The sequence below is a fragment of the Mesorhizobium hawassense genome (genome assembly GCF_003289945.1).
In the GTDB taxonomy this organism is placed as follows: domain Bacteria; phylum Pseudomonadota; class Alphaproteobacteria; order Rhizobiales; family Rhizobiaceae; genus Mesorhizobium; species Mesorhizobium hawassense.
Genome location: NZ_QMBP01000002.1, coordinates 524,065 through 545,378 on the forward strand (window position 1 = coordinate 524,065; position 21,314 = coordinate 545,378).

Here is a 21,314-nt window from a genome sequence, read left to right on the forward strand (position 1 = left end):
ATAGCGATATACCCTAAAGCGAGGCGTCGGTCAGCGACTTCTCTAACCCCGACAAATGGATGCCACACTCGACCTTGGCGTGACCGGCCCAGCGGCCGCTGCGCGCGTCCTCACCCGGCTGCACCGGCTGCGTGCAGGGAAAGCAGCCGATCGACAGATAGCCATAGGCGACCAGCGGATTTTCGCGCAGCGCGTGCGCGCGCATGTAGTCGGCCTGGTCCGACGTCGTCCAGTGCGCCAGCGGGTTGATGCGGATGCGCGAGCCGACCGCCTCGAAGGCCGGTAGCGCCGCCCGGGTCGAGGCCTGGAAGCGCTTGCGCCCGGTGAACCAGGCGCGGAACGGCTCGACGCCGCGCGCCAGCGGCTCGACCTTGCGCACATTGCAGCAGGAATCGGTGTCGGTCTCGTTCAGATTGCCGGTCGGATCGACGCGTTCGAGCGCGGCCTCGTCCGGCTTGATCACGCGGACGTCGGTCAGGCCGAAATCGGCGACCAGCGCGTCGCGATAACCCAGCGTCTCCTCGAAATGCTTGCCGGTGTCGAGAAAGATCACCGGCAGGGTGCGGTCGATCTCCGAAATCATGTGCAAGAGCACTGCGGAGTCGGCGCCGAAGGACGACACGGCGGCAATCGCGCCACGGAATTCGCGCGCCGACCGCTCGATGATCTCGATCGGCTTCAGATGACCATGCAGCGCATCGAGGCCCGCCGCTTCCGCGGCGATCCCGGCCTCGACGGCTCCGGTCAGGTCAAGCGGCCTTGGTTTCGCCAGCATAGAGCGCCTCCTTGAACGGCGCGGGACCGACTCTGCGGTAGGCGTCGATAAAACGTTCTTCGGGGTTGAGCCGAAGGCCGAGATAGGTATCGACGATCTGCTCGATGGCATCGGTGATCTCTTCCGAGGAGAAGCCGCGGCCGATGATCTCGCCGACCGAGGTGTTCTCGTCGGCCGAACCGCCAAGCGTCACCTGGTAGAGCTCGGAGCCCTTCTTCTCGACACCGAGAATGCCGATATGGCCGACATGGTGGTGGCCGCAGGCATTGATGCAGCCGGAGATCTTGAGCTTCAGCTCGCCGATCTCGCGCTGACGCTCCAGCGAGGCGAAGCGCTGCGAGATTTCCTGCGCGATCGGGATCGAGCGCGCGGTCGCCAGCGCGCAATAATCGAGGCCGGGGCACGAGATGATGTCGCTGATCAGGTTCGAGTTGGCCGTCGCAAGCCCGATCTCGACCAGCGCGTCATAGACCGCCTTCAAATCGGCGCGCGCCACATGCGGCAGGATCAGGTTCTGCTCGTGGCTGACGCGCAATTCGTCGAGCGCGTATTTCTCGGCGATGTCGGCGACGGCCTCCATCTGGCTGTCGGTGGCGTCGCCGGGCACCTCGCCGATGCCCTTCAACGAGATCGTCACCGCCGCATAGTCGGGATGGCGATGCGTCACGACATTCTGGTCGAGCCACTGCGAGAAGCCTTTGGAATCGAGCCGCGCCTGCTTCACCTCAGCGTCGCCTTCAGGCCGATCCGTCAGTGCCGGCGGCGCGAAGTAAGCGTTGATGGCGTGAATGTCGGCTTCCGGCAGCTTCAGCTCGGCGTCCTTCAGCTCCTGCCATTCGGCCTCGATCTGGCGCGTGATTTCTTCTTCGCCGGTCTCGTGGACGAGGATCTTGATGCGCGCCTTGTACTTGTTGTCGCGGCGGCCATAGAGATTGTAAACGCGCAGGATCGCCGTGCAGTAGGAGAGAAGATCGGCCTCCGGCAGGAAGTCGCGGATCTTCTTCGCCACCATCGGCGTGCGGCCCTGGCCGCCGCCGACATAGACGGCGAAGCCGAGCTCGCCGGCCGCGTTCTTCTTCAGGTGCAGGCCGATGTCATGCGTCTGGATGGCGGCGCGGTCGCGCTCGGCGCCGGTCACCGCGATCTTGAACTTGCGCGGCAGGAACGAGAATTCCGGATGCACCGACGACCATTGCCGCAGGATTTCGGCATAGGGGCGCGGGTCGGCGACCTCGTCGGCGGCGGCACCGGCGAAATGATCGGCGGTGACGTTGCGGATGCAGTTGCCGCTGGTCTGGATGGCATGCATCTCGACGCTGGCGAGATCGGCCAGGATCGTCGGGATGTCCGACAGCGCCGGCCAGTTGAACTGGATGTTCTGGCGCGTGGTGAAATGGCCGTAGCCCTTGTCGTATTTGCGCGCGATATGGCCGAGCATGCGCATCTGCTTGCTGTTCAGCGTGCCGTAGGGCACCGCGATGCGCAGCATATAGGCGTGCAGCTGCAGGTAGACGCCGTTCATCAGCCGGAGCGGCCGGAACTGGTCCTCTGTGATCTCGCCGGCAAGCCGGCGCTGCACCTGGTCGCTGAACTCGGCGACACGGGCGTGAACGAAATCCTGGTCGAACTCGTCGTAACGGTACATGCTTCGTCTTTCAGGGCGCGTCCGCCCGCTGCTTTCCTTGAACCCTTAAGCCACCCCGGCCACTGCCGGGCTGGCCTGCTTGCCGAGATCGGTGCGAATGGTGGGACCGGCGGCGCGGATCTTCTCGCGCAGCCGCACCGGTTCGACCAAACCATTGACCACGGTGACGTCGATCAGGTTGACGTCGACCACCTCATTGTTGGCGCCAGCCGCGGCGCCGATCGCTTCCAGCCGGTCCTCCGCCGCCTTATCATGCGCGAGATCGGCATGACCGACCGTCTCCGCCCAGCCGCCTTCGGCGTACCAGACGGCGATGCCGTCGGAGAGCCTGTTCGCGGTCAGAACCTTCATGGTTGAACTCCTTCGGCAACGGCTGAAGCCGCGCCCTCATGCCTATGTGCCGCGAGCGGCTCGGATTGTTCAAAATTGGCGCCGGCGACCGCATCACCGATGATCGTCATCACCGGACCGGTAAGGTCGGCGCGCTCTTCCAGCGACGGCAGATCGGCCAGCGTGCCGTGGAAACGGCGGCGGCTGCCGAGGCTGGCATTCTCGACGACGGCGACGGCCGTGTCCGGCGACAGTCCCGCTTCGATCAGCCGGCCGGCGACTTCGGCGGCGACCGAACGGCCCATATAGACGGCAACGGTGGCGCCCGAGATGGCGAGCTTGGCCCAATCGGGCAGCGAGTTGCCCTTGAGGTCGTGGCCGGTGGTGAACACCATCGAGGACGACACACCGCGCAGCGTCAGCGGCAGCTCGAAATCGGCGGCGGCGGCAAAGGCGGCGGTGACGCCCGGAACCACCTCATAGGCGATGCCGGCCTCACGCAACGCCGCCATTTCCTCACCGGCGCGGCCGAACACCAGCGGGTCGCCTGACTTCAGCCGTACCACGCGCTTGCCGGCGCGGCCGAGTTCGATGAGCAGCGCGTTGATCTCTTCCTGGCTCTTGGAATGGCAGCCCTTGCGCTTGCCGACCGGCAGGCGCTCGGCGTCGCGGCGGCCCATGGCCACGATGCCTTCAGGCACCAGCGCGTCATAGAGGATTGCGTCGGCTTCCATTAGCAGGCGGTGCGCCCGCAGCGTCAGCAGATCCTCGGCGCCGGGGCCGGCGCCGACCAGCGCGATGTGCCCCGCGGCCGGCGCATTCGCGCTCAAAAGGTCGAGCGCAGCGCCATGTGCCTCGTCGAGCTCGCCGGCTTCGACTGCCTTGGCCGGCGCTCCGGCGAAGAAATCGCTCCAGAAGCGCCGGCGGCGATTGCCCTTTGGCAAGCCCTCTGCGGCGGCGCGGAACGACGCGGCCAGCGCCGCAAGCCGGCCGAGCGACGGCGACAGCATGCGGTCGATGCGTCCGCGCAGCATCTGTGCCAGAACCGGTCCAGCGCCTTCAGTTCCGATGGCGATGGCGACCGGCGCACGGTTCACCAGCGCCGGCGTGAAGAAATCGCAAAGCTCCGGACGGTCGACGGCGTTGACCGGAATGCCCAAGCGCCGCGCATCCTCGGCGACGCGGCGGTCGAGCGACTCGTCACCGCTAGCCGCGAACACCAGTGCGGCGTCTTGGAGATGCGCGGCCTCATAGGCTGCATTGACGTGAACGGCGCCGGCCGATGCGATGAAATCCAAAAGGCCGTTGCTGGCATTGTCGGCGACGATGCGCAGCACCGCGCTCGATTGCGAAAGCAGCCTTGCCTTGGCAAGCGCCTCCTCGCCATTGCCGACGATGGCTACGGCTTCGCCGTCGACCCGCATGAACACGGGAAAGGCATTGAGCTTGGCATTGGCTTGCGGCATGGCGATGAGCGATACTGGAACAGTTTGGCAGTTTTACGCGGCCACGCCAAAAACCAGAAGGTAAGCACTCGCGCGCCGCCGAACGGCAGGCAATCGCTTTTTCGCAACCGCGAAGGGCAAGAGAAAAAAATTCTACTTTGCGAGAGAGACGGTCAGAGCGGCAGGGGAAACCACCTTGATCGGCCGCAATTTTTAGCGCCAAGACCACAAAGCCGCAAAACAGTTTTTCTAAATTCTACTAAGTTAGTAGATTAAAGCCGATCTTGCCGGGTCGGCTCGGCCGGGAGCGATCGAGGCGCCCCGCCAGATCGGAACAATCATGCTTCGCGGTTCGTTTGCCTAGCAATCCATCCTGTCGATCCCAGGCTCGACGGATCGGCAACCCTGCAAGCAAGGAGGAACCCCATGGGCATCATTCTGAAACACGGATTGTGGGTCGTCGTGGCCGATGGCGAGAAGGCGCTCTTCCTGCGCAACCAGGGCGACAACAAGTTCCCGAACCTGGAAGTGGTGCAGAGATGGAGCAGGACAATCCCGCCACGCGCGACCAGGGCACGGACAAGCCGGGCCGCTATGGGAATGAGGGCCCGCGCAGCGCCATCGAAGAAACCGACTGGCACGGTCTCGGCAAGGAGCGCTTTGCGGTCGACATCGCCGACCGGCTCTACAAGCTGGCGCATGCCGGCGAGTTCGACGCGGTCGTGCTGATCGCGCCACCGCGCGCGCTTGGCGAGATGCGCCAGAGACTGCATAAGGAAGTCGGCGAGAAAGTGCAGGCTGAAATACCGAAAACGCTGACCAACCACACCATTTCCGACATCGAGAATCTGCTGCAGGCGGCATAAGCCGGCGGAAAGAAAGCGGCTTCGAGGCCGGATCGCGTCTCCAAGCCGCCTCTTTGGCGGCACGGCGCGGATTTTGCGCGGCGCGCCCTGCCTCGGCGTCGATTTCTGCGCGGCGGCGGTTGCATCATCGCCGCTCTCCCCACCATATTGCCGAGGGCGGCAGCCTCGGCGGGCGCCCATCCGACATCGCAGTTTTCGAAAGGCGCTCCATAGACAATGCCGCATGACACGCCCCTTATCGCCACCATCGTCGCCGGCCTGGGGCTTGCATTCGTCTTCGGGGCTTTAGCCAACCGTTTCCGCATCCCGCCGCTCGTCGGCTATCTGGTCGCCGGCGTGCTTGTCGGCCCCAACACGCCCGGCTTCGTCGCCGATGCCGGTCTTGCCAACGAGCTGGCCGAAATCGGCGTCATCCTCTTGATGTTCGGCGTCGGCCTGCATTTTTCGCTGAAGGACCTTCTGTCGGTGCGGGCCATCGCCGTGCCAGGCGCCATCGTGCAGATCGGCTTCGCCACGCTGCTCGGCGTTGGCCTGTCCTGGATGCTCGGCTGGTCGCTCGGCGCCGGCCTGGTCTTCGGCCTGGCCCTGTCCGTCGCCTCGACCGTCGTGCTGCTGCGCGCCTTGCAGGAACGGCGGCTCATCGAGACCGAGCGCGGCCGCATCGCCGTCGGCTGGCTGATCGTCGAGGATCTGGCCATGGTGCTGGCGCTGGTGCTTTTGCCGGCGCTGGCCGGCGTGCTGGGAGGCCAGCCGCAGGTCGACGACCATGCCAGCCTGCTTTCGCTGCCGGCCAGCTACGGCATATGGGGTGTGGTTGGCATCACGCTTGCCAAGGTCGCCGCTTTCGTCGTCGTCATGCTGGTGGTCGGCCGCAGGGTGATCCCCTGGATCCTGCACTATGTCGCCCATACCGGCTCGCGAGAGCTGTTCCGGCTGTCGGTGCTGGCCATCGCGCTCGGCGTCGCCTTCGGCGCGGCAAAGCTGTTCGGCGTCTCGCTGGCGCTCGGCGCCTTCTTCGCCGGCATGATCATGAGCGAGTCCGAGCTCAGCCATCGCGCGGCCGAGGAATCGCTGCCGCTGCGCGATGCCTTCTCGGTGCTGTTCTTCGTCTCGGTCGGCATGCTGTTCGACCCGTTCAGCCTGTTCAGCAACGGCCTGCCGATCCTGGCCACGCTCGCCATCATCGTCATCGGCAAGTCGATCGCCGCCTTCGTCATCGTCATCGTCTTCCGCTATCCGATCGCGACGGCGCTGATGATTTCGGCCAGTCTCGCCCAGATCGGCGAATTCTCCTTCATCCTGGCCGAGCTCGGCGTCGGTTTAAAACTGTTGCCCGAGCAGGGCCGCGACCTGATCCTGGCCGGCGCGATCCTGTCGATCCTGCTCAACCCGCTGATGTTCCTGGTCATCGACTGGATGAAGCCGTGGCTCGAAAAACGCGCCGGCAAGGATGCCACGCCGGCCGCGGAGCAGAAGCCGCTCGGTCCGGCCACCGAACCCGGTCAGGTCGCTTCGGTGGTGGCGGCCCCGGCGGAGAAAGACGACGGCCCGCCGCCGAAAACCGCCCTGAGCGGCCATTCCATCCTGATCGGTTACGGCCGCGTCGGCAGTCTTGTCGGTGCGGCGCTGAAAGACGCCACCCTGCCCTTCCTGGTCATCGAGGACGCCGACAAGACGCTGGCGAAGTTGAAGAGCGACGGCGTCGAAACCGTAGCCGGCAACGCCGCCAATGCCGAAGTCTTCGCGGCCGCCAATCCGGAAGGCGCCAGGCGCTTGATCCTCGCCATCCCCAACGCTTTTGAGGCGGGGCAGGTTGTGCTCAGGGCCCGCGCGGCCAATCCGGCGATCAATGTCATCGCCCGCGCGCATTCCGATGCCGAGGTCGAGCATCTGAAAGGTCTCGGCGCCGACACCGTCATCATGGGCGAGCGCGAGATCGCCCGCGGCATCGTCGAGGTGGTGACCGGCAAGGCTCCGGTCGAGCCCGCCATCGAGATCAAGCCGCAGCCTGCTTGATATCACGCCGCGAAGGCGGAACCGCCCTGCTGCGCGATATCGCTGAGATATTTCCCCGGCGGCTTGCCCAGCGCCTTCTTGAACATGGTGATGAAGGCGGTGACGGATTCGTAGCCGAGATCGCCCGAGACCTGCTGCACGCTGGCGCCCGCCGCCAATTCGCGCAGCGCGACGATCAAATGCAGTTGCTGGCGCCAGCGCCCGAAGCTCAAACCGGTCTCCTTCATCACCAGCCGCGCCAGGCTGCTCTCGCTGAGCGCCACGCGGTTCGCCCACTCCGCCAGCGTGCTGCGGTCGGCGGGATCCTCGGCCAAGGCCTCGGCGATCAGTCTCAACCGCGGCTCGGCCGAAATCGGCAAATGCAATTGCTGCACCGGCATGAGCGGCAGCTCGGCGAGCAGGACCTTGCCGAGGAACTCGCCTCGCGCATCGTCCGGCGCGCAGTCCGCCAGTTCGATGATCAGCTCGCGCAGCAGCGGCGAGATCGACAGCGTGCAGCAGCGGTCCGGCATCTGCGCCGCGCCCGGCTCGACATAGACGAAGAAAATCCGCGCGTTTGCCGTCGCGATGTTGCTGTGCTCCATGCGGCTCGGCACCCACACGCCGCAATGCGGCGGCACCATCCATAGCCCGCTCGGCACTCGGCAGGTGACGCCGCCGCCGAGCGCGAAGACGAGCTGCCCCTTGCGATGCCAATGCATCGGCACCTCGGCCTTGGTCTCGGTGACGTCGACGCCGACGGCGATCGCCGGCGCGCTCACGTCGTCGACGTCGAAGTTCAACCAGGGCCAGCGGAGCGGTTGTCTCATACTTGACTGCTTTTAGCGATCATTTGGCATTATATCTAAATTCTTCAAGCAGGGAAGTCGATAGGTTCCAGCCCCTATCGTCGCGATCGGTCGCGGCGTGGAACGTCAAAGGTGGCTTCATGCTTGCGCTTGCCATTTCGTCCGACAGCCCGAACCGGCTGAAGCTCACCGAGATCGACGAGCCAAACTGCAATGCAAATGAAGCATTGGTGGCAGTTCATGCAACATCGTTGAATCGTGGCGAGCTGCGCCTGCTCGCCATTCGGCCCGATGGCTGGATCCCCGGCCAGGATATCGTCGGCATTATCGAAAGGGCGGCGGTCGATGGCTCCGGGCCGGCCGCGGGCGCCCGCGTCGTGGCTCTGGTCGACGAGGCCGGCTGGGCCGAACGCGTCGCCGTGCCGACGGACCGGTTGGCCGTCGTGCCGGACGAGGTCGGCTTCGCCTCGGCGGCAACGCTCCCGGTTGCCGGCACGACGGCGCTGAGGACATTGCGCCATGGCGGCGACCTCGCCGGCCAACGGGTGCTGATCACTGGCGCCAGCGGCGCGGTCGGCCGTTTCCAGATCCAGATCGCCCGCGAGCAAGGCGCATCGGTGACCGCGGTCGCCGCTGCCAGGCATGCCGAGGATCTCCGCCAGCTTGGCGCCGGGCAGGTTGTCGGAGCGATCGAGCAAGCCAAGGGGCCGTTTTCGCTGATCACGGAGTCGGTCGGCGGGACAAGCCTCTCGCACGCCATTGAGCGCGTCGCGCCGGGCGGCACCATCATCATGTTCGGATCGAGCAGTGGCGAGCTGACGCCGGTCTCCTTTCGCCAGTTCGTTCCGGGTCACGAAGGCGCGAGGCTGCAGACCTTCGCCTACTACACCTCCGGCCCGGCCATCGGCGCTGATATCGCTTGGCTGCTTGGGCTGGCCGCGGCCGGCCGGCTGGAAACCCGCGTCGCCTTGACCATGCCGTGGACAGACATCGGCCAGGCCCTGGATGCGCTCAGGCAGCGCAGCTTCAGCGGCAAGGCCGTTCTCACCATGAAGGAATAAGGCGCCTTTCCGCGATCGCCGCCGCCGTGAACCGCGGCGGCATCGCGAAGCGTCGACAACACTCAGGAGCATGACATGACGGTAAGAGAAGTTATTCGCACGTCGAGCGGCCAGGGGCTCCTCATCCTCGGCATCCTGCTGATCGCCTCGACGCTGCGCGCCCCGTTTACGGCTGTCGCGCCGATGCTCGGCATGATCCGCGGAACCACCGGCATCAGCGCCGCCGAGGCGGGCGTGCTGACAACTCTTCCCCTGCTGGCGTTCGCGGCGATCTCGCCCATCGCGGCCGGCCTGGCCCGGCGATACGGCATGGAGCGGTGCCTGTTCGGCGCGCTGCTTGTCATTGCGACCGGAATTGCGATCCGCTCGACCTGTCCGACCTCAGCGCTGTTCGCCGGCACCGGCGCGATCGGCGCCGGTATTGCCGTGGCAAATGTCCTGCTGCCCGGCCTGCTCAAGCGCGATTTTCCCGACCGGGTCGCCAGCCTGACCGGCGCCTATGCCATCATGTCCGGGCTCGTCCAGGCCGTCGCATCGACGGCGGCGATCCCGCTTGCGCAATTGCCGGGATCGAGCTGGCACCTGTCGCTGGCCGCCACTCTGGTCTTGCCGGTCGCGGCGCTGATCGCGTGGGCGCCTCAGCTGGGAATGCCTTCCACCGGGGCAACACAGGCCGCGTCCGCGCAAGACCGCGGCCGCATTTGGCGCTCGGCCCTCGCCTGGCAGGTGACCGGCTTTCTCGGCCTGACCTCGGTGGTCTTCTATGTGATCGTCGGATGGCTGCCCGCCATCCTCGCCGAGGCCGGCTATCCGGCGGCGACCGCCGGCTCGCTGCATGGCCTGTTGCAGCTGGCAACCGCGATCCCCGGCGTGCTGCTTGGCGCTGCCGTGCGCCGCACCAAGGACCAGCGGGCGCTTGCCGTCGGCGTGGCGCTGACCACCTGCCTGTCGCTCTTCGGCCTGTGGCAGTTGCCGGCCCTCGCCGTGCTATGGATCGCCCTGTTCGGCTTCGGCGCTGGCGCGGCCTTCCTGCTCGGCCTTTCCTTCGTCAGCCTGAGGGCCTCTCATGCCCGAGAAGCCGCCGCACTCTCGGGGATGGCACAATGCCTGGGCTATTCGCTGGCCGCCGCGGGTCCGCCGCTGGCCGGGCTTGCGCACGACGCAACTGGAAACTGGGGCCTTGCGCTTGGAGCCTGCGCTATCGCCACCTTGCTGATGGCCGTGCTGGGCAGTTTTGCCGGCCGCGCGAGAACGATCTGACTAAACGTGCTGGCCGCCGTTGATGTGGATCTCCGAGCCGGTCACGTAGGACGATTGCCCGGAGCACAGGAAGTAGATGATGTCGGCCACTTCCGAGGTGGCGCCGAGCCGCCGCAGCGGGATCGTCTCGACGATCTTGTCGGTGCCGGGCGACAGGATCGCGGTGTCGATCTCGCCCGGCGCGATGGCGTTGACGCGGATGCCGTGCGGGCCGAAATCATGCGCCATCTCGCGCGTCAGCGAACCGAGCGCCGCCTTGGATGTCGCATAGGCCGTGCCGGCGAAAGGATGCACCCTGGTGCCGGCGATCGAGGTGACGTTGACGATCGAGCCTTTTGCCGCCGCGAGTTCCTTGAACAGGCCGCGCGCCAGCATGATCGGCGCGAAGAAATTGACCTGGAAGACGTCGCGCCAGACATGCATCGGTGTCTCGATCGAATCCATGCGGCTGCCGGTCTTCAGCTTCGGCGAGATGCCGGCATTGTTGACCAGCGCGTTGAGCTGGCCGCCATGCGCTTCCAGCCGGTGACGGATTTCCGAGACGGCGATGCCGACGTCTTCCTGGTCGGCAAGATCGACCTTGATGTGGTCCTCGGGGCCGGCCGGCCACGGGCAATCCTCGGCAAAGGCCTGGCGCGAGCAAGTGATGACGCGCCAGCCCTCGCGCGAAAAGCGCTTCACCGTCGCATGGCCGATGCCCCGGCTGGCGCCGGTGAGCACGATGGTTTTTCTGCTGTCGGTCTCGGCCATGTCGCGGTCTCCGGCGCGTGATCTAGCCGAATATGGTTACAATGGCGAGGGGTCGCTAGGAGATCGCAAGATCGGCCGCATAGCTACCGGGCAACCGCTGTTCAATAACAGGTCGGGCACTCCGCATGCAGACTGAGACTGAGAAGAAACATCAGACCTGCCAATGTCCAGAGAACCCCCAAGAACGTGCCACGCGAGCGCCCGGCTAAGCGCCCAACACCCCAGGCGATCCCATAGGGCAACAAAAGCCCCAGAATGACGGAGGCGTATATCGCGCCGATTCTTTCCTGATCGAGCTATCGAGGGTCCGGGTAATAGAGATATGGCAGATGCCGAATTGCCACGACACTGACCGTCATCCCCGCCAGCAAGAGCCACTGCCACGTGCTTAGACGCTTGTATGCTTTCCCATCAGTCGGCCCGGCCGGTTCGCCTGCCATTGTCTAACCCCCGCCGAGGATATCGAGGATCGAGGTCTGCCGCTTCTTGGTCGGACCGCCGACATTGCCGGGCGGCACCGGATGCTTGATCGAGGCGGTCGATCCGCCGTCGCTGGGCATGTCGAAGCCGCCGGCGTCCACGGTCTCGGCCGGTTGCGCCTGCCGTGCTGGGGCCGAGCGAGCCGGCGCCGGAGCCTGGGCAACAGGCTGCGATTGAGCAGCGGGCTGAGACTGGCCGACGGCTGCGGGCGGCGCAGGCGGCGGCTGCGAGGCATCAGCCGACGGGATCTCGTCCGGAACGATCGTGTCGGACGGCGTCGACTTCCAGGTGCCGGGCAGCGGCCTGACCGGCACGCCCTCATGCGCCGCCACCATGAATTCGTGCCAGGCCTGCGCCGGCAAGGCGCCGCCGGTCACCTTCTTCATCGCGCTGCCATCGTCATTGCCGAACCAGACGCCCGTGGTGAGGTTGGCGGTGTAGCCGACGAACCAGGCGTCGCGCGAGTTCTGGCTGGTGCCGGTCTTGCCGGCCGAGGGCCAGTTGAAGGCCGCTTTCTTGGCGGTGCCGACCTCGACCGTGCCGGTCATCATCGAGTTCATCATGCCGACGATATCGGCCTTGATGACGCGCGGCGCGCTGCCGGTGCTGCCCTCGTAGAGCACCTTGCCGTTGGCGGCCGTGATGCGCTGGATGAAATGGATGTCCGGCTTGTAGCCGCCATTGGCGAAGGGCACATAGGCCGAGGTCAATTCCAGCGGCGTCACTTCCGAGGTGCCGAGCGCGATCGAGGTGTTGGCCTGCAGGTCCGACTGGATCCCCATGCGATGCGCGGCTTCCACCACGGCGTCGGGCCCGACCTCCATGGTGAGCTGCGCCGCCACCGAGTTGAGCGACTTGGCCAGCGCCGTCGCCAGCGTGACCTTGCCGTAGTATTTGCCGCCGTAATTGTCCGGCGTCCATTTGCCGATCTTGATCGGCGCGTCGTTGCGGATGCTGTCCGGCGTGCGGCCGGCCTCGAGCGCCGCCATGTAGACGAAGGGCTTGAAGGCCGAGCCCGGCTGCCGCCGCGCTTCCGAGGCGCGGTCGAACTGGCTGGTCGAATAGTCGTAGCCGCCGACCATGGCGCGCACCGCGCCGGAATCGTCGATCGAGACCAGCGCGCCTTGCGTGACGTTGAGCTTCTTGCCGCTCTCGTCGATCAGCCGGCGGATCGACTGTTCGGCGAGCTTCTGCAGGTTGAGGTCGACGGTAGTGTTGATGACGATGTCGCCGCGCACGTCGCCGATGAGGTCGGGAAGCTCGTCCATGACGGTATCGGCGACGTAGTTTTCCGAGCCGGTCCAGTAGGACGGCGCGCGCGTCGCCGGCGCGCTCAGCGCGGTCTTGTATTCCTTCTCGCCGATCTTGCCTTCCTGGCGCATGGCGGCAAGCACCAGCTGCGCCCGTTCCTCGGCCGCCTTCGGGTCGCGCGCCGGCGAAAGCTTCGACGGCGCCTTGAGCAGGCCCGCCAGCAGTGCCGCCTCCGAAAGCGACACGTCGCGCGCGCTCTTGCCGAAATAGCGCCGCGAGGCCGCCTCCACGCCATAGGCGCCCGAGCCGAAATAGACCCGGTTGAGGTACATTTCGAGGATCTGGTCCTTGGTGTGCTTGTGCTCGAGCCAGAGCGCGAGCAGCACTTCCTGCACCTTGCGCTCCAGCGTGCGGTCCGGCGTCAGGAACAGGTTCTTCGCCAGCTGCTGCGTCAGCGTCGAGCCGCCCTGCGAGAAGTGACGGCCAAGCAAATTGGTGACCATGGCGCGCGACAGGCCGATCGGGTCGATGCCGAAATGCGAATAAAAGCGCCGGTCTTCGATGGCGACGACGGCTTCCGGGATGTAGGGCGACATTTCGTTCAGGCCGACTGCCTCGCCGCCCGACGCGCCGCGATTGGCGATCAGGTTGCCATCGACCGAGACGATCTTGATGTTGGGCGCGCGGTCCGGGATCGACCACGTCGTCGCCGCCGGCATTTTGGCGCCGTAATAGACGACGATGCCGGCCACCGCGATGCCGCCCCAGATGCAGAGCACGAAGCACCAATAGACGAGCCGCGTGGCGATGCCCAGCAGCCCGCGTCGGTTGCGGTCGCGGCCACGCCCACGTGATTTCGCCCTGGCGGACTTGCCCTTTGCAGCGGATTTGCGGGTGCGCGGCACGACGCGATCCTCCTCGCTCACCGAAAAGCCCTCGGAGGATTTCGCCCGCGGCGTGTCCTCGAAGCTCGGTTCGATGCGACTGTCTCTGCGGTTCGCCATGCGCTCTAGTCTGTCTGTCCCCGATGCCGATGGCGTTTGGGTTGCAGAGTAGATGCGGCGGTTTAAAGGCGCGTTAAAGCAGGGTTTATGCAGCCTTTTGAAAGTCCTGAGGATTTTCTCGATCCGCTGCCGCTTTCGACACCTCAGGGAGCGTAAGGAAGGGCCAGGAGACCGAAAGCAGCGCGTCTCGGCAATTTGCCGGCTGTGCCGCGCAACCGGTCAGGCTCAAAGCGGTTCAAAACGCACATCCGGCTGGTCCGGTCCGCCGGCCTGGCGCAACAGCGCGATGAACTGCTCGCGCCTGTCGACCTGCGGCGCTTTCCAATGCGAGGCGTTGCCGGCGTGCAGCCAGCCGTCGACGGACAGGAAATAATCCCTGAATTCATCGCGGCCGTCGCCGAAACGAAGCCATCGCTTGTCGGCAAAGCGGACCTTGTCCGGATCGCACGCGCGGTAAAGCCTTGGCCAGTTGCCGCCGCCGGAATCCATGTGGAATCGGTAACTCGGCGAAAAATCCAGCCGTCGCGGCGATACGCTGCCGTCGAAGAAACTGAAGCCGGGCCACAGGAACCAGCCGCCAGGCGTCGGCGTGTCGGTCCGCTTCCTTCCGTAAAGCAGCTTGCCCTGCATTCTTTCGCGCACGGAAAAGGGACCGGTCGGGAAGATGTCGTGGTCGAGGAAGCCGAAGAGCGACGGTCTGAAGACCACGACGAAATTCCTGGCGATCCAGTTCAGCGCCAGGCCATGCGAGGCGCTGACCAGCATCCTGTTCCTCGGCAGGCCGACATAGGGGACCTGAAGCCGCCGGCAGAGGTCGCGGATCGCCACCCGGGCTTCGTCGCGGCTGCTGTTGTCGAAGACGACATAGCCGTCCTTCTCGGCAAGATGACGCCGGATCAGATGGATCTGCCATTCGATCATATCTGGGCGGTTGAAGGCCACCGAGGCGATGACCGCATCCGAAAACGCCCTGCCGCCGCCGGGCAGCAGCGTCTCGCGTGCCGGCGAACGCAGGAAGCGAAACGTCCGCATGCGATCGCGCAACCAGTTCCTGGCCTTCGGCGGCGCGTTGAGCCTGCGCCACGCTTCGACGCTGATGTCGGGATCGTCATGGCTCTCGGGCGCGATATCATCGGGAATGATCACGCGGGCCTCGCCTGCTTCTCACCGGGCGCTCGCATCCGCCGCCGGACCGTTTAATTCTGCTGGATCGAAATACCCTTGTCATCGATCTTGAGCTCGACGCCTTTCGGCCTGGTCTGCTCGCGATAGACATAGATGCCGAGCGCGATGACCACCGCGATCAGCGCCCCGATGATGAGATAGAGCGTGTTCTGCCTCATTGCGGCCCTTTCGTGAGGTCGAGCCTCACGCTCGTTTCAGGACCTTGACGACGAGCAACAGGATGATCGCGCCGATCGTCGCATGGATGATCGATGCCAGGATGCCGCCGCCGATGGCGAAGCCGAGCCTTGGGAAAAGCCAGCCGGCGATGAACGCGCCGATGATGCCGACGACGATGTTGCCGATCAGGCCGAAGCCGAAGCCCGACACGATCAGCCCGGCAAGCCAGCCGGCGATGGCGCCGATGATGATGAAGACGAGAAGACTTTCGATACCCATGCTGATTCCCTCCAAGCAAATGGTGACCACGGAGCAAGGCTCCGAATCGGCCTTCGATATCAACGGTTTCACGCTATGCCAAAGCCGCCGGCTCCGCCAGCGACGGCGTCATTGGCCGTCGTCTTCGTCGCCCGATGCAGGCCGCCAGCTCGTCGGATCGACCTTCTTTTGCGTGTCGCTGTCGGTGTAGACCCACCAGCCGCCGTCGCGGTACTGGCCGATGGATTCATTGACGACGCCGTCGCCGTCCTTCCACGTGATCGTGACTTTCGAGCCGTCCCTCGGCGCGCTCGCTATCGGTTTGCGCTCTGTCATCTCACTGCCTCCATGGACCGGTCCCCTCCAAGAACCGGCAACGACGTCCTCCGACGCGCCGGGTTCCGTCAGCTATGCGCGAAGATGTCTTCCTCCGCCCAGCCCATCAGGTCGAGCTTGGCGCGCGTCGGCAGGAAACGGAAGCAGGCTTCCGCCTCCTTGGTGCGGTTCTCGCGCGCCAGCCGACCGGCCAGCACCTCGCGCAAGCGGTGCAGGTAAAGCACATCGGAGGCGGCATATTCGAGCTGTTCGGGCGAGAGCGTTTCCGCCGCCCAGTCCGAGGATTGCTGCGCCTTGGACAGGCCGATGCCGAGCAGCTCGTTGCACAGGTCCTTCAGACCGTGCCGGTCGGTGTAGGTGCGGACCAGCCGCGACGCGATCTTGGTGCAGAACACCGGTTCCGCCATCACGCCGAAGGCGTTGTAGAGCACGGCGATGTCGAAGCGGCCATAATGGAACAGCTTGGTGATCGCTCGGTTGCGGAGCAGACTGACGAGGTTCGGCGCTTTCTTCTGGCCAGGCGCGATCTGGATGACGTCGGCGCTGCCGTCTCCGGGCGAGATCTGCACCACGCACAGCCGGTCGCGATGCGGGTTCAAGCCCAGCGTCTCCGTGTCGATGGCCACCGCCCCGACATTGTAATGGGACAGGTCGGGCAGATCGTTCTTGTGGAAACGGATATCTGTCATTCTCTTCTCCGGTCGAGACGCGACGTTTGCCGCGCCGCGAGGTATTTGCACCAGTTGGTTCGTCCTCGCCGCGAATCCGCGAAAAATCAACAGTAAGTTGAATTCGCGCCGTTCGCGATCTCGGCCTCAGCGGGTCAGCGCATCGAGGATCCGCGCCCAGGAGCGCTGGCCCTTGTGGAAGGAGCTCAGCTCGTATTTCTCGTTCGGCGAATGGATGCGGTCGTCGTCGAGGCCAAAGCCGACCAGCAGCGATTCCATGCCGAGATAGGTCTGGAAATCGCCGACCACCGGGATCGAGCCGCCGCCGCCGGTGGTGACGGCCTGCTTCTCCCATTCATCGGATAGCGCGTCCTTGGCCTTGGCCAGGAATGGCGAGTCGTAGGAAAGCTGGATCGCCGGCGAGCCGCCATGCGGATGGAACTCCACCGAGCAGTCGCCGGGGATGCGCTCGCGCACGAAAGCCTGGAAGGCGGCGCGGATCGTCTTCGGGTCCTGCTTGTGGACCAGGCGGAACGACACTTTCGCCGACGCCTCCGCCGCGATCACCGTCTTGAAGCCCTTGCCGGTATAGCCGCCGATGATGCCGTTGAACTCGGCCGTCGGCCGCGCCCAGGTCAGCTCGAGCACCGATCGGCCCTTCTCGCCGGCCGGAATGGAAAGGCCGACCGGTCCGAGTAAGGTCTCGGCGGTCTCGTCGAGCCCCTCCCAGGACTTCAGCACCTGCGAAGGTGTCTCCTCGACGCCGTCATAAAAGCCCGGAATGGTGACATGGCCGTCCTTGTCGTGGATGTCGGCCAGAGCCTTGGCCAGGATGCGGATCGGGTTGGCGGCCGGGCCGCCATAGAGGCCCGAATGCAGGTCGCGGTTGGCCGCCTTGACGGTGACCTCCTCGCCGACCATGCCGCGCAGCGACACGCAGATCGACGGCGTCTCGCGGTTCCACATGCTGGTGTCGCAGACCAGCGCGAAATCCGCCTTCAGTTCGGCGGCGTTGGCCGCGAGGAACGGCTTCAGCGACGGCGAGCCGGACTCCTCCTCGCCTTCGAACAGGATGGTGACGCGGCACGGCAGGTTGCCGTGCACCTGCTTCCAGGCGCGGCAGGCCTCGACGAAGGTCATCAGCTGCCCCTTGTCGTCGGCCGAGCCGCGGCCGGTGATCACCGTGCGGCCAGGCTCGATCTCCTTGATCGATGGCGCGAACGGATCGGTGTCCCACAATTCGATCGGATCGACCGGCTGGACGTCGTAGTGGCCATAGAACAGCACATGCGGGGAGCCGACCGGCCCCTCGTGATGCGCCACTACCATCGGATGTCCGGGCGTGTCGCGCACACTCGCGTCGAAGCCGATCAGCTTGAGCTCTGCGACCAGCCATTCGGCGCCCTTGCGGCAGTCGGCGGCAAAGGCCGGATCGGTGGAGATCGACCTGATGCCGAGCAGGCCGAACAGCCGCTCCAGGCTCTGGTCGAGATTCTGGTCGAGACGGTCGAGGACGGGCGAGATTCTGGACATTGGCGGGCCTTTCGATTTTCCGGGCCGACCCTAAAGGCCCGGACCGGAAACGAAAAGCCGCGATTGTTGGACCAAGCCGGCAAACGCTACCGCAAAATAAAAGAAGACCGCCGTGGTGGAGGGGGAACCACGGCGGTCTTTACTCGAAACGTTGCGGCAGCCCGGAGAGGGGGGATAGGCTGCCGCAGTTGCCCGGTATAGGCGGGGGACGGGCCTTACTCCGGACTTCGGCGAAAACTGCCGATGACGTCTATTTGGGTCTTTGAACATGGCGATTCAAGGGCATGAAAATTACACTTTTGTAACATGCCCGTGAGCGGCAAATTTCCGGCTCGGACAGGATCTGTCAGGGGTGTTGCCCGAACCGGCGGGTTCCTCCGCCTTTGGCATGGACCGCGAAGGCTGGCCGCGCTATCCCTGCCGGCATGAAAAAAGGCGATCACCTCTTCCTCGTAGACGGCTCCGGCTACATTTTCCGCGCCTATCACGCTCTGCCGCCGCTCAACCGCAAATCCGACGGCCTGCCGACCAACGCCGTGCTCGGCTTCTGCAACATGGTGTGGAAGCTGATGCAGGACGCCCGCAACACCAATGTCGGTGTGGTGCCGACGCATTTCGCCGTCATCTTCGATTATTCCTCGAAAACCTTCCGGAGCGATCTCTACCCCGAATACAAGGCCAACCGCTCGGCGCCCCCGGAGGACCTGATCCCGCAATTCGGCCTGATCCGCCAGGCGACCGTCGCCTTCAACCTGCCCTGCATCGAGATGGAAGGCTTCGAGGCCGACGACATCATCGCGACCTATTCCCGGCTCGCGCGCGAAGCCGGCGCCGACGCCACCATCATCTCCTCCGACAAGGATCTGATGCAGCTGGTCGGACCGACGGTCGGCATGTACGATCCGATGAAGGACCGCCAGATCGGCATTCCGGAAGTAATCGAGAAATGGGGTGTGCCGCCCGAAAAGATGATCGATCTGCAGGCGCTGACCGGCGACTCGGTCGACAATGTGCCCGGCGTGCCCGGCATCGGCCCGAAGACCGCCGCGCAGCTTCTGGAACAGTTCGGCGATCTTGACGGGCTGCTCGCGCGTGCCTCCGAGATCAAGCAGGAAAAACGTCGCGAGACCATCATCGCCAATGCCGACAAGGCGCGCATCTCGCGCGAGCTGGTGACGTTGAAGAACGACGTGCCGATGAAGGAAGGCCTGGATGACCTCGTCCTGCATGAGCCGGACGGACCGAAGCTGATCGGCTTCCTGAAGACGATGGAATTCACCACGCTGACGCGGCGTGTCGCCGAGGCGACCGCGACCGAGATCGGCGACGTCCAGGCATCCGCCGTCACCGTCGAGCGCGCCGATACCGCGCATGGCCCCGATGTCGGCGCCGGCGCGCCGCCGCGGCAGCCGATACCTGAATCGAACGGCGCCGCGAAGCCTGCCGTGAGGGGCGAGGACGCGCCGCCGCAAGGCGATACCCCTTCCCTGCTTTCGGCGCTGCGGCTGGAACAGGGGACGGCGCGCAAGATCGACCCGTCGGCCTATACCGCCATTCGCGATGCGGCGACGCTCAAGGCCTGGATTGCCGAAGCCCGCGAAGCCGGCGCCCTCGCTCTCGATGCCGAGACCACCTCGTCCGACCCGATGCAGGCCGATCTCGTTGGCGTTTCGATCGCGATCGCGCCAGGCCGCGCAGCCTATGTGCCGCTCGCCCACACGAGCGGCAATGGCGACCTGCTCGGCGGCGGCCTGCTGGAGAACCAGATCCCGGTCCGCGAGGCGCTGGCGCTCTTGAAGCCGCTGCTCGAGGACCGGTCGGTTCTCAAGATCGTGCAGGACATGAAATACGACATCGTCGTGATGAGCCGGCACGGCATCGAGGTAGGGCCGTTCGACGATACGATGCTGATCTCCTACGTGCTCGACGCCGGCACCTCCGGCGGCCACGACCTCGCCTCGCTGTCGGAAAAATGGCTCGGCCACGCGCCGGCGGTGAAAAAGGAACTCGCAGGCTCAGGCAAGAACGCCATCGGCTTCGATCAGGTCGATATCGAGCGCGCAACGAAATACGCTGCCGAACAGGCCGACATTGCGCTGCAGCTCTGGCAGGTGCTGAAGCCCAGGCTCGCCGCCAAGGGCCTGGTTTCCGTCTACGAGCGGCTGGAACGGCCGCTGGTGCCGGTGCTTGCGCGAATGGAGCAGCGCGGAATTTCGGTCGATCGCCAGATTCTGTCGCGGCTTTCGGGCGAGCTGGCGCAGGGCGCGGCCCGCGCCGAGGAAGAAATCTATGGGATCGTTGGCGAGCGCATCAACATCGGCTCACCGAAACAGCTCGGCGACATATTGTTTGGCAAGATGGGCCTGCCCGGCGGCTCCAAGACCAAGACCGGCCAATGGTCGACCTCGGCGCAGCTTCTGGAAGACCTCGCCGCCGAAGGCCACGAGCTGCCACGCAAGATCGTCGACTGGCGCCAGCTGACCAAGCTGAAATCGACCTATACGGACGCGCTGCCCGGCTTCATCAATCCTGGCACCAACCGCGTCCACACCTCCTACGCGCTGGCCGCGACGACGACCGGGCGGCTGTCGTCCTCCGATCCCAATCTGCAGAACATCCCGGTGCGCACCGCCGAGGGGCGCAAGATCAGGACCGCCTTCATCGCCGAGAAAGGCCACAAGCTGGTCTCGGCCGACTACAGCCAGATCGAATTGCGCGTGCTTGCCCATGTCGCCGAGATCCCGCAGCTCAAGCAGGCCTTCGCCGACGGCGCCGACATCCATGCGATCACCGCTTCGGAAATGTTCAACGTGCCGGTGGAGGGCATGCCTTCGGAAGTGCGCCGGCGCGCCAAGGCGATCAATTTCGGCATCATCTACGGCATCTCGGCCTTCGGCCTCGCCAACCAGCTTTCGATCCCGCGCGACGAAGCCGGCGCCTACATCAAGCGCTATTTCGAGCGCTTCCCGGGCATCCGCGATTATATCGAGGAAACCAAGGCCTATGCGCGCGAGCACGGCTTCGTCGAGACGATCTTCGGCCGCCGGATCCACTATCCGGAGATAAGGTCCTCCAACCCGTCGATCCGCGCCTTCAACGAGCGCGCCTCGATCAACGCCAGGCTGCAGGGGACCGCCGCCGACATCATCCGCCGCGCCATGGTGCATATGGAAGAGGCGCTGGACAAGGCCAAGCTCTCGGCCCGCATGCTGTTGCAGGTGCATGACGAACTGATCTTCGAGACGGTCGACGAGGAGGTCGAAGCGACGCTCCCCGTCGTGCGCAAAGTGATGGAAAACGCGCCGATGCCGGCCGTCTCGATGTCGGTGCCGCTGCATGTCGACGCGCGGGCGGCCAACAACTGGGACGAAGCGCATTAGCCGGCACCCACGCCGGGAAGTGCGTCGAGATTCAGGTCAGGCCGAATCGGAGTCGAAGACGGGCGCGAAGCGACCAAACTGGGCGGATTCCGAGAACCGGAGCGGAGCGCACTTTTCGTCCGTG

General features: G+C 65.3%; 17 protein-coding genes and 1 pseudogene. 5 read left to right on the forward strand and 13 right to left on the reverse strand.

From position 1 onward, the window contains the following. Nucleotides 1-13: 13 nt before the first annotated feature. The 4 genes from DPM33_RS06805 to cysG are packed head-to-tail and all read right to left on the reverse strand — an operon-like array spanning nt 14 to nt 4,216. Nucleotides 14-775 carry a phosphoadenylyl-sulfate reductase gene (locus DPM33_RS06805; protein ID WP_112096613.1) on the reverse strand — a complete coding sequence of 254 codons (762 nt, stop codon included), beginning with the start codon at nt 773-775 and terminating at the stop codon, nt 14-16. Beyond that, nucleotides 750-2,420, reverse strand: a complete 1,671-nt coding sequence (locus DPM33_RS06810; RefSeq protein ID WP_112096614.1) for a nitrite/sulfite reductase — start codon at nt 2,418-2,420, stop codon at nt 750-752. Before DPM33_RS06810 ends, DPM33_RS06805 begins: the two co-directional genes overlap by 26 nt. Before the next feature lie 45 nt (nt 2,421-2,465). Continuing rightward, a complete protein-coding gene (locus DPM33_RS06815) occupies nt 2,466-2,771 on the reverse strand; it encodes a DUF2849 domain-containing protein (RefSeq protein WP_112096615.1) in 306 nt (101 codons plus the stop codon). Beyond that, on the reverse strand, nt 2,768-4,216 hold the full coding sequence (cysG, locus tag DPM33_RS06820; protein WP_112096616.1) for a siroheme synthase CysG: 1,449 nt from the start codon (nt 4,214-4,216) through the stop codon (nt 2,768-2,770). The genes DPM33_RS06815 and cysG overlap by 4 nt, the downstream gene beginning before the upstream one ends. 405 nt (nt 4,217-4,621) lie before the next feature. Between cysG and DPM33_RS06825 the strand changes: the two are divergent. Together DPM33_RS06825 and DPM33_RS06830 are read left to right on the forward strand one after the other, a co-directional pair. Beyond that, nucleotides 4,622-5,061, forward strand: a pseudogene (locus DPM33_RS06825) (baeRF12 domain-containing protein). Between the two features lie 216 nt (nt 5,062-5,277). Beyond that, nucleotides 5,278-7,077 (forward strand): cation:proton antiporter domain-containing protein, encoded by a 1,800-nt coding sequence (locus DPM33_RS06830; protein ID WP_112096617.1) that lies wholly within the window; start codon nt 5,278-5,280, stop codon nt 7,075-7,077. Between the two features lie 2 nt (nt 7,078-7,079). On the opposite strand, the gene DPM33_RS06835 is transcribed toward DPM33_RS06830, so the two are convergent. Beyond that, nucleotides 7,080-7,886, reverse strand: coding sequence for an AraC family transcriptional regulator (locus DPM33_RS06835; protein WP_112096618.1), 807 nt, complete (start codon nt 7,884-7,886; stop codon nt 7,080-7,082). A gap of 119 nt (nt 7,887-8,005) precedes the next feature. On the opposite strand from DPM33_RS06835, the gene DPM33_RS06840 reads away from it, so the two are divergent. Continuing rightward, nucleotides 8,006-8,926, forward strand: coding sequence for a zinc-binding dehydrogenase (locus tag DPM33_RS06840; protein WP_112096619.1), 921 nt, complete (start codon nt 8,006-8,008; stop codon nt 8,924-8,926). Nucleotides 8,927-9,001: 75 nt separating this feature from the next. Continuing rightward, nucleotides 9,002-10,186 carry an MFS transporter gene (locus DPM33_RS06845; protein ID WP_112096620.1) on the forward strand — a complete coding sequence of 395 codons (1,185 nt, stop codon included), beginning with the start codon at nt 9,002-9,004 and terminating at the stop codon, nt 10,184-10,186. Here DPM33_RS06845 and DPM33_RS06850 read toward each other — a convergent pair whose 3' ends face one another. The 8 genes from DPM33_RS06850 to DPM33_RS06885 all read right to left on the reverse strand — a co-directional run bounded on the left by DPM33_RS06850 (nt 10,187) and on the right by DPM33_RS06885 (nt 17,810). Further along, the gene (locus DPM33_RS06850) at nt 10,187-10,936 is read right to left on the reverse strand and encodes an SDR family NAD(P)-dependent oxidoreductase (protein ID WP_112096621.1); all 750 of its coding nucleotides are present in this window, start codon (nt 10,934-10,936) and stop codon (nt 10,187-10,189) included. A 443-nt stretch (nt 10,937-11,379) separates the two neighbouring features. Then, nucleotides 11,380-13,671 carry a transglycosylase domain-containing protein gene (locus tag DPM33_RS06855; protein ID WP_112096622.1) on the reverse strand — a complete coding sequence of 764 codons (2,292 nt, stop codon included), beginning with the start codon at nt 13,669-13,671 and terminating at the stop codon, nt 11,380-11,382. A 225-nt stretch (nt 13,672-13,896) separates the two neighbouring features. Further along, a complete protein-coding gene (locus tag DPM33_RS06860) occupies nt 13,897-14,817 on the reverse strand; it encodes a hypothetical protein (RefSeq protein WP_245442026.1) in 921 nt (306 codons plus the stop codon). 50 nt (nt 14,818-14,867) lie between these two features. Then, nucleotides 14,868-15,014: a hypothetical protein gene (locus tag DPM33_RS06865; RefSeq protein WP_112096623.1), complete on the reverse strand. Its 147-nt coding sequence runs from the start codon at nt 15,012-15,014 to the stop codon at nt 14,868-14,870. Nucleotides 15,015-15,039: 25 nt separating this feature from the next. Further along, nucleotides 15,040-15,294 carry a GlsB/YeaQ/YmgE family stress response membrane protein gene (locus tag DPM33_RS06870; RefSeq protein WP_112096624.1) on the reverse strand — a complete coding sequence of 85 codons (255 nt, stop codon included), beginning with the start codon at nt 15,292-15,294 and terminating at the stop codon, nt 15,040-15,042. 108 nt (nt 15,295-15,402) lie between these two features. Next, a complete protein-coding gene (locus DPM33_RS06875; protein ID WP_112096625.1) occupies nt 15,403-15,609 on the reverse strand; it encodes a hypothetical protein in 207 nt (68 codons plus the stop codon). 68 nt (nt 15,610-15,677) lie between these two features. Next, entirely contained in the window at nt 15,678-16,298 is a 621-nt protein-coding gene (locus DPM33_RS06880) for a ribonuclease D (protein WP_112096626.1), read from the reverse strand. Nucleotides 16,299-16,424: 126 nt separating this feature from the next. Next, entirely contained in the window at nt 16,425-17,810 is a 1,386-nt protein-coding gene (locus tag DPM33_RS06885; protein ID WP_112096627.1) for a M20/M25/M40 family metallo-hydrolase, read from the reverse strand. A 425-nt stretch (nt 17,811-18,235) separates the two neighbouring features. Here DPM33_RS06885 and polA point away from each other — a divergent pair, with 425 nt between their 5' ends. Further along, the gene (polA, locus tag DPM33_RS06890) at nt 18,236-21,190 is read left to right on the forward strand and encodes a DNA polymerase I (protein WP_167448974.1); all 2,955 of its coding nucleotides are present in this window, start codon (nt 18,236-18,238) and stop codon (nt 21,188-21,190) included. Nucleotides 21,191-21,314 lie beyond the last annotated feature (124 nt).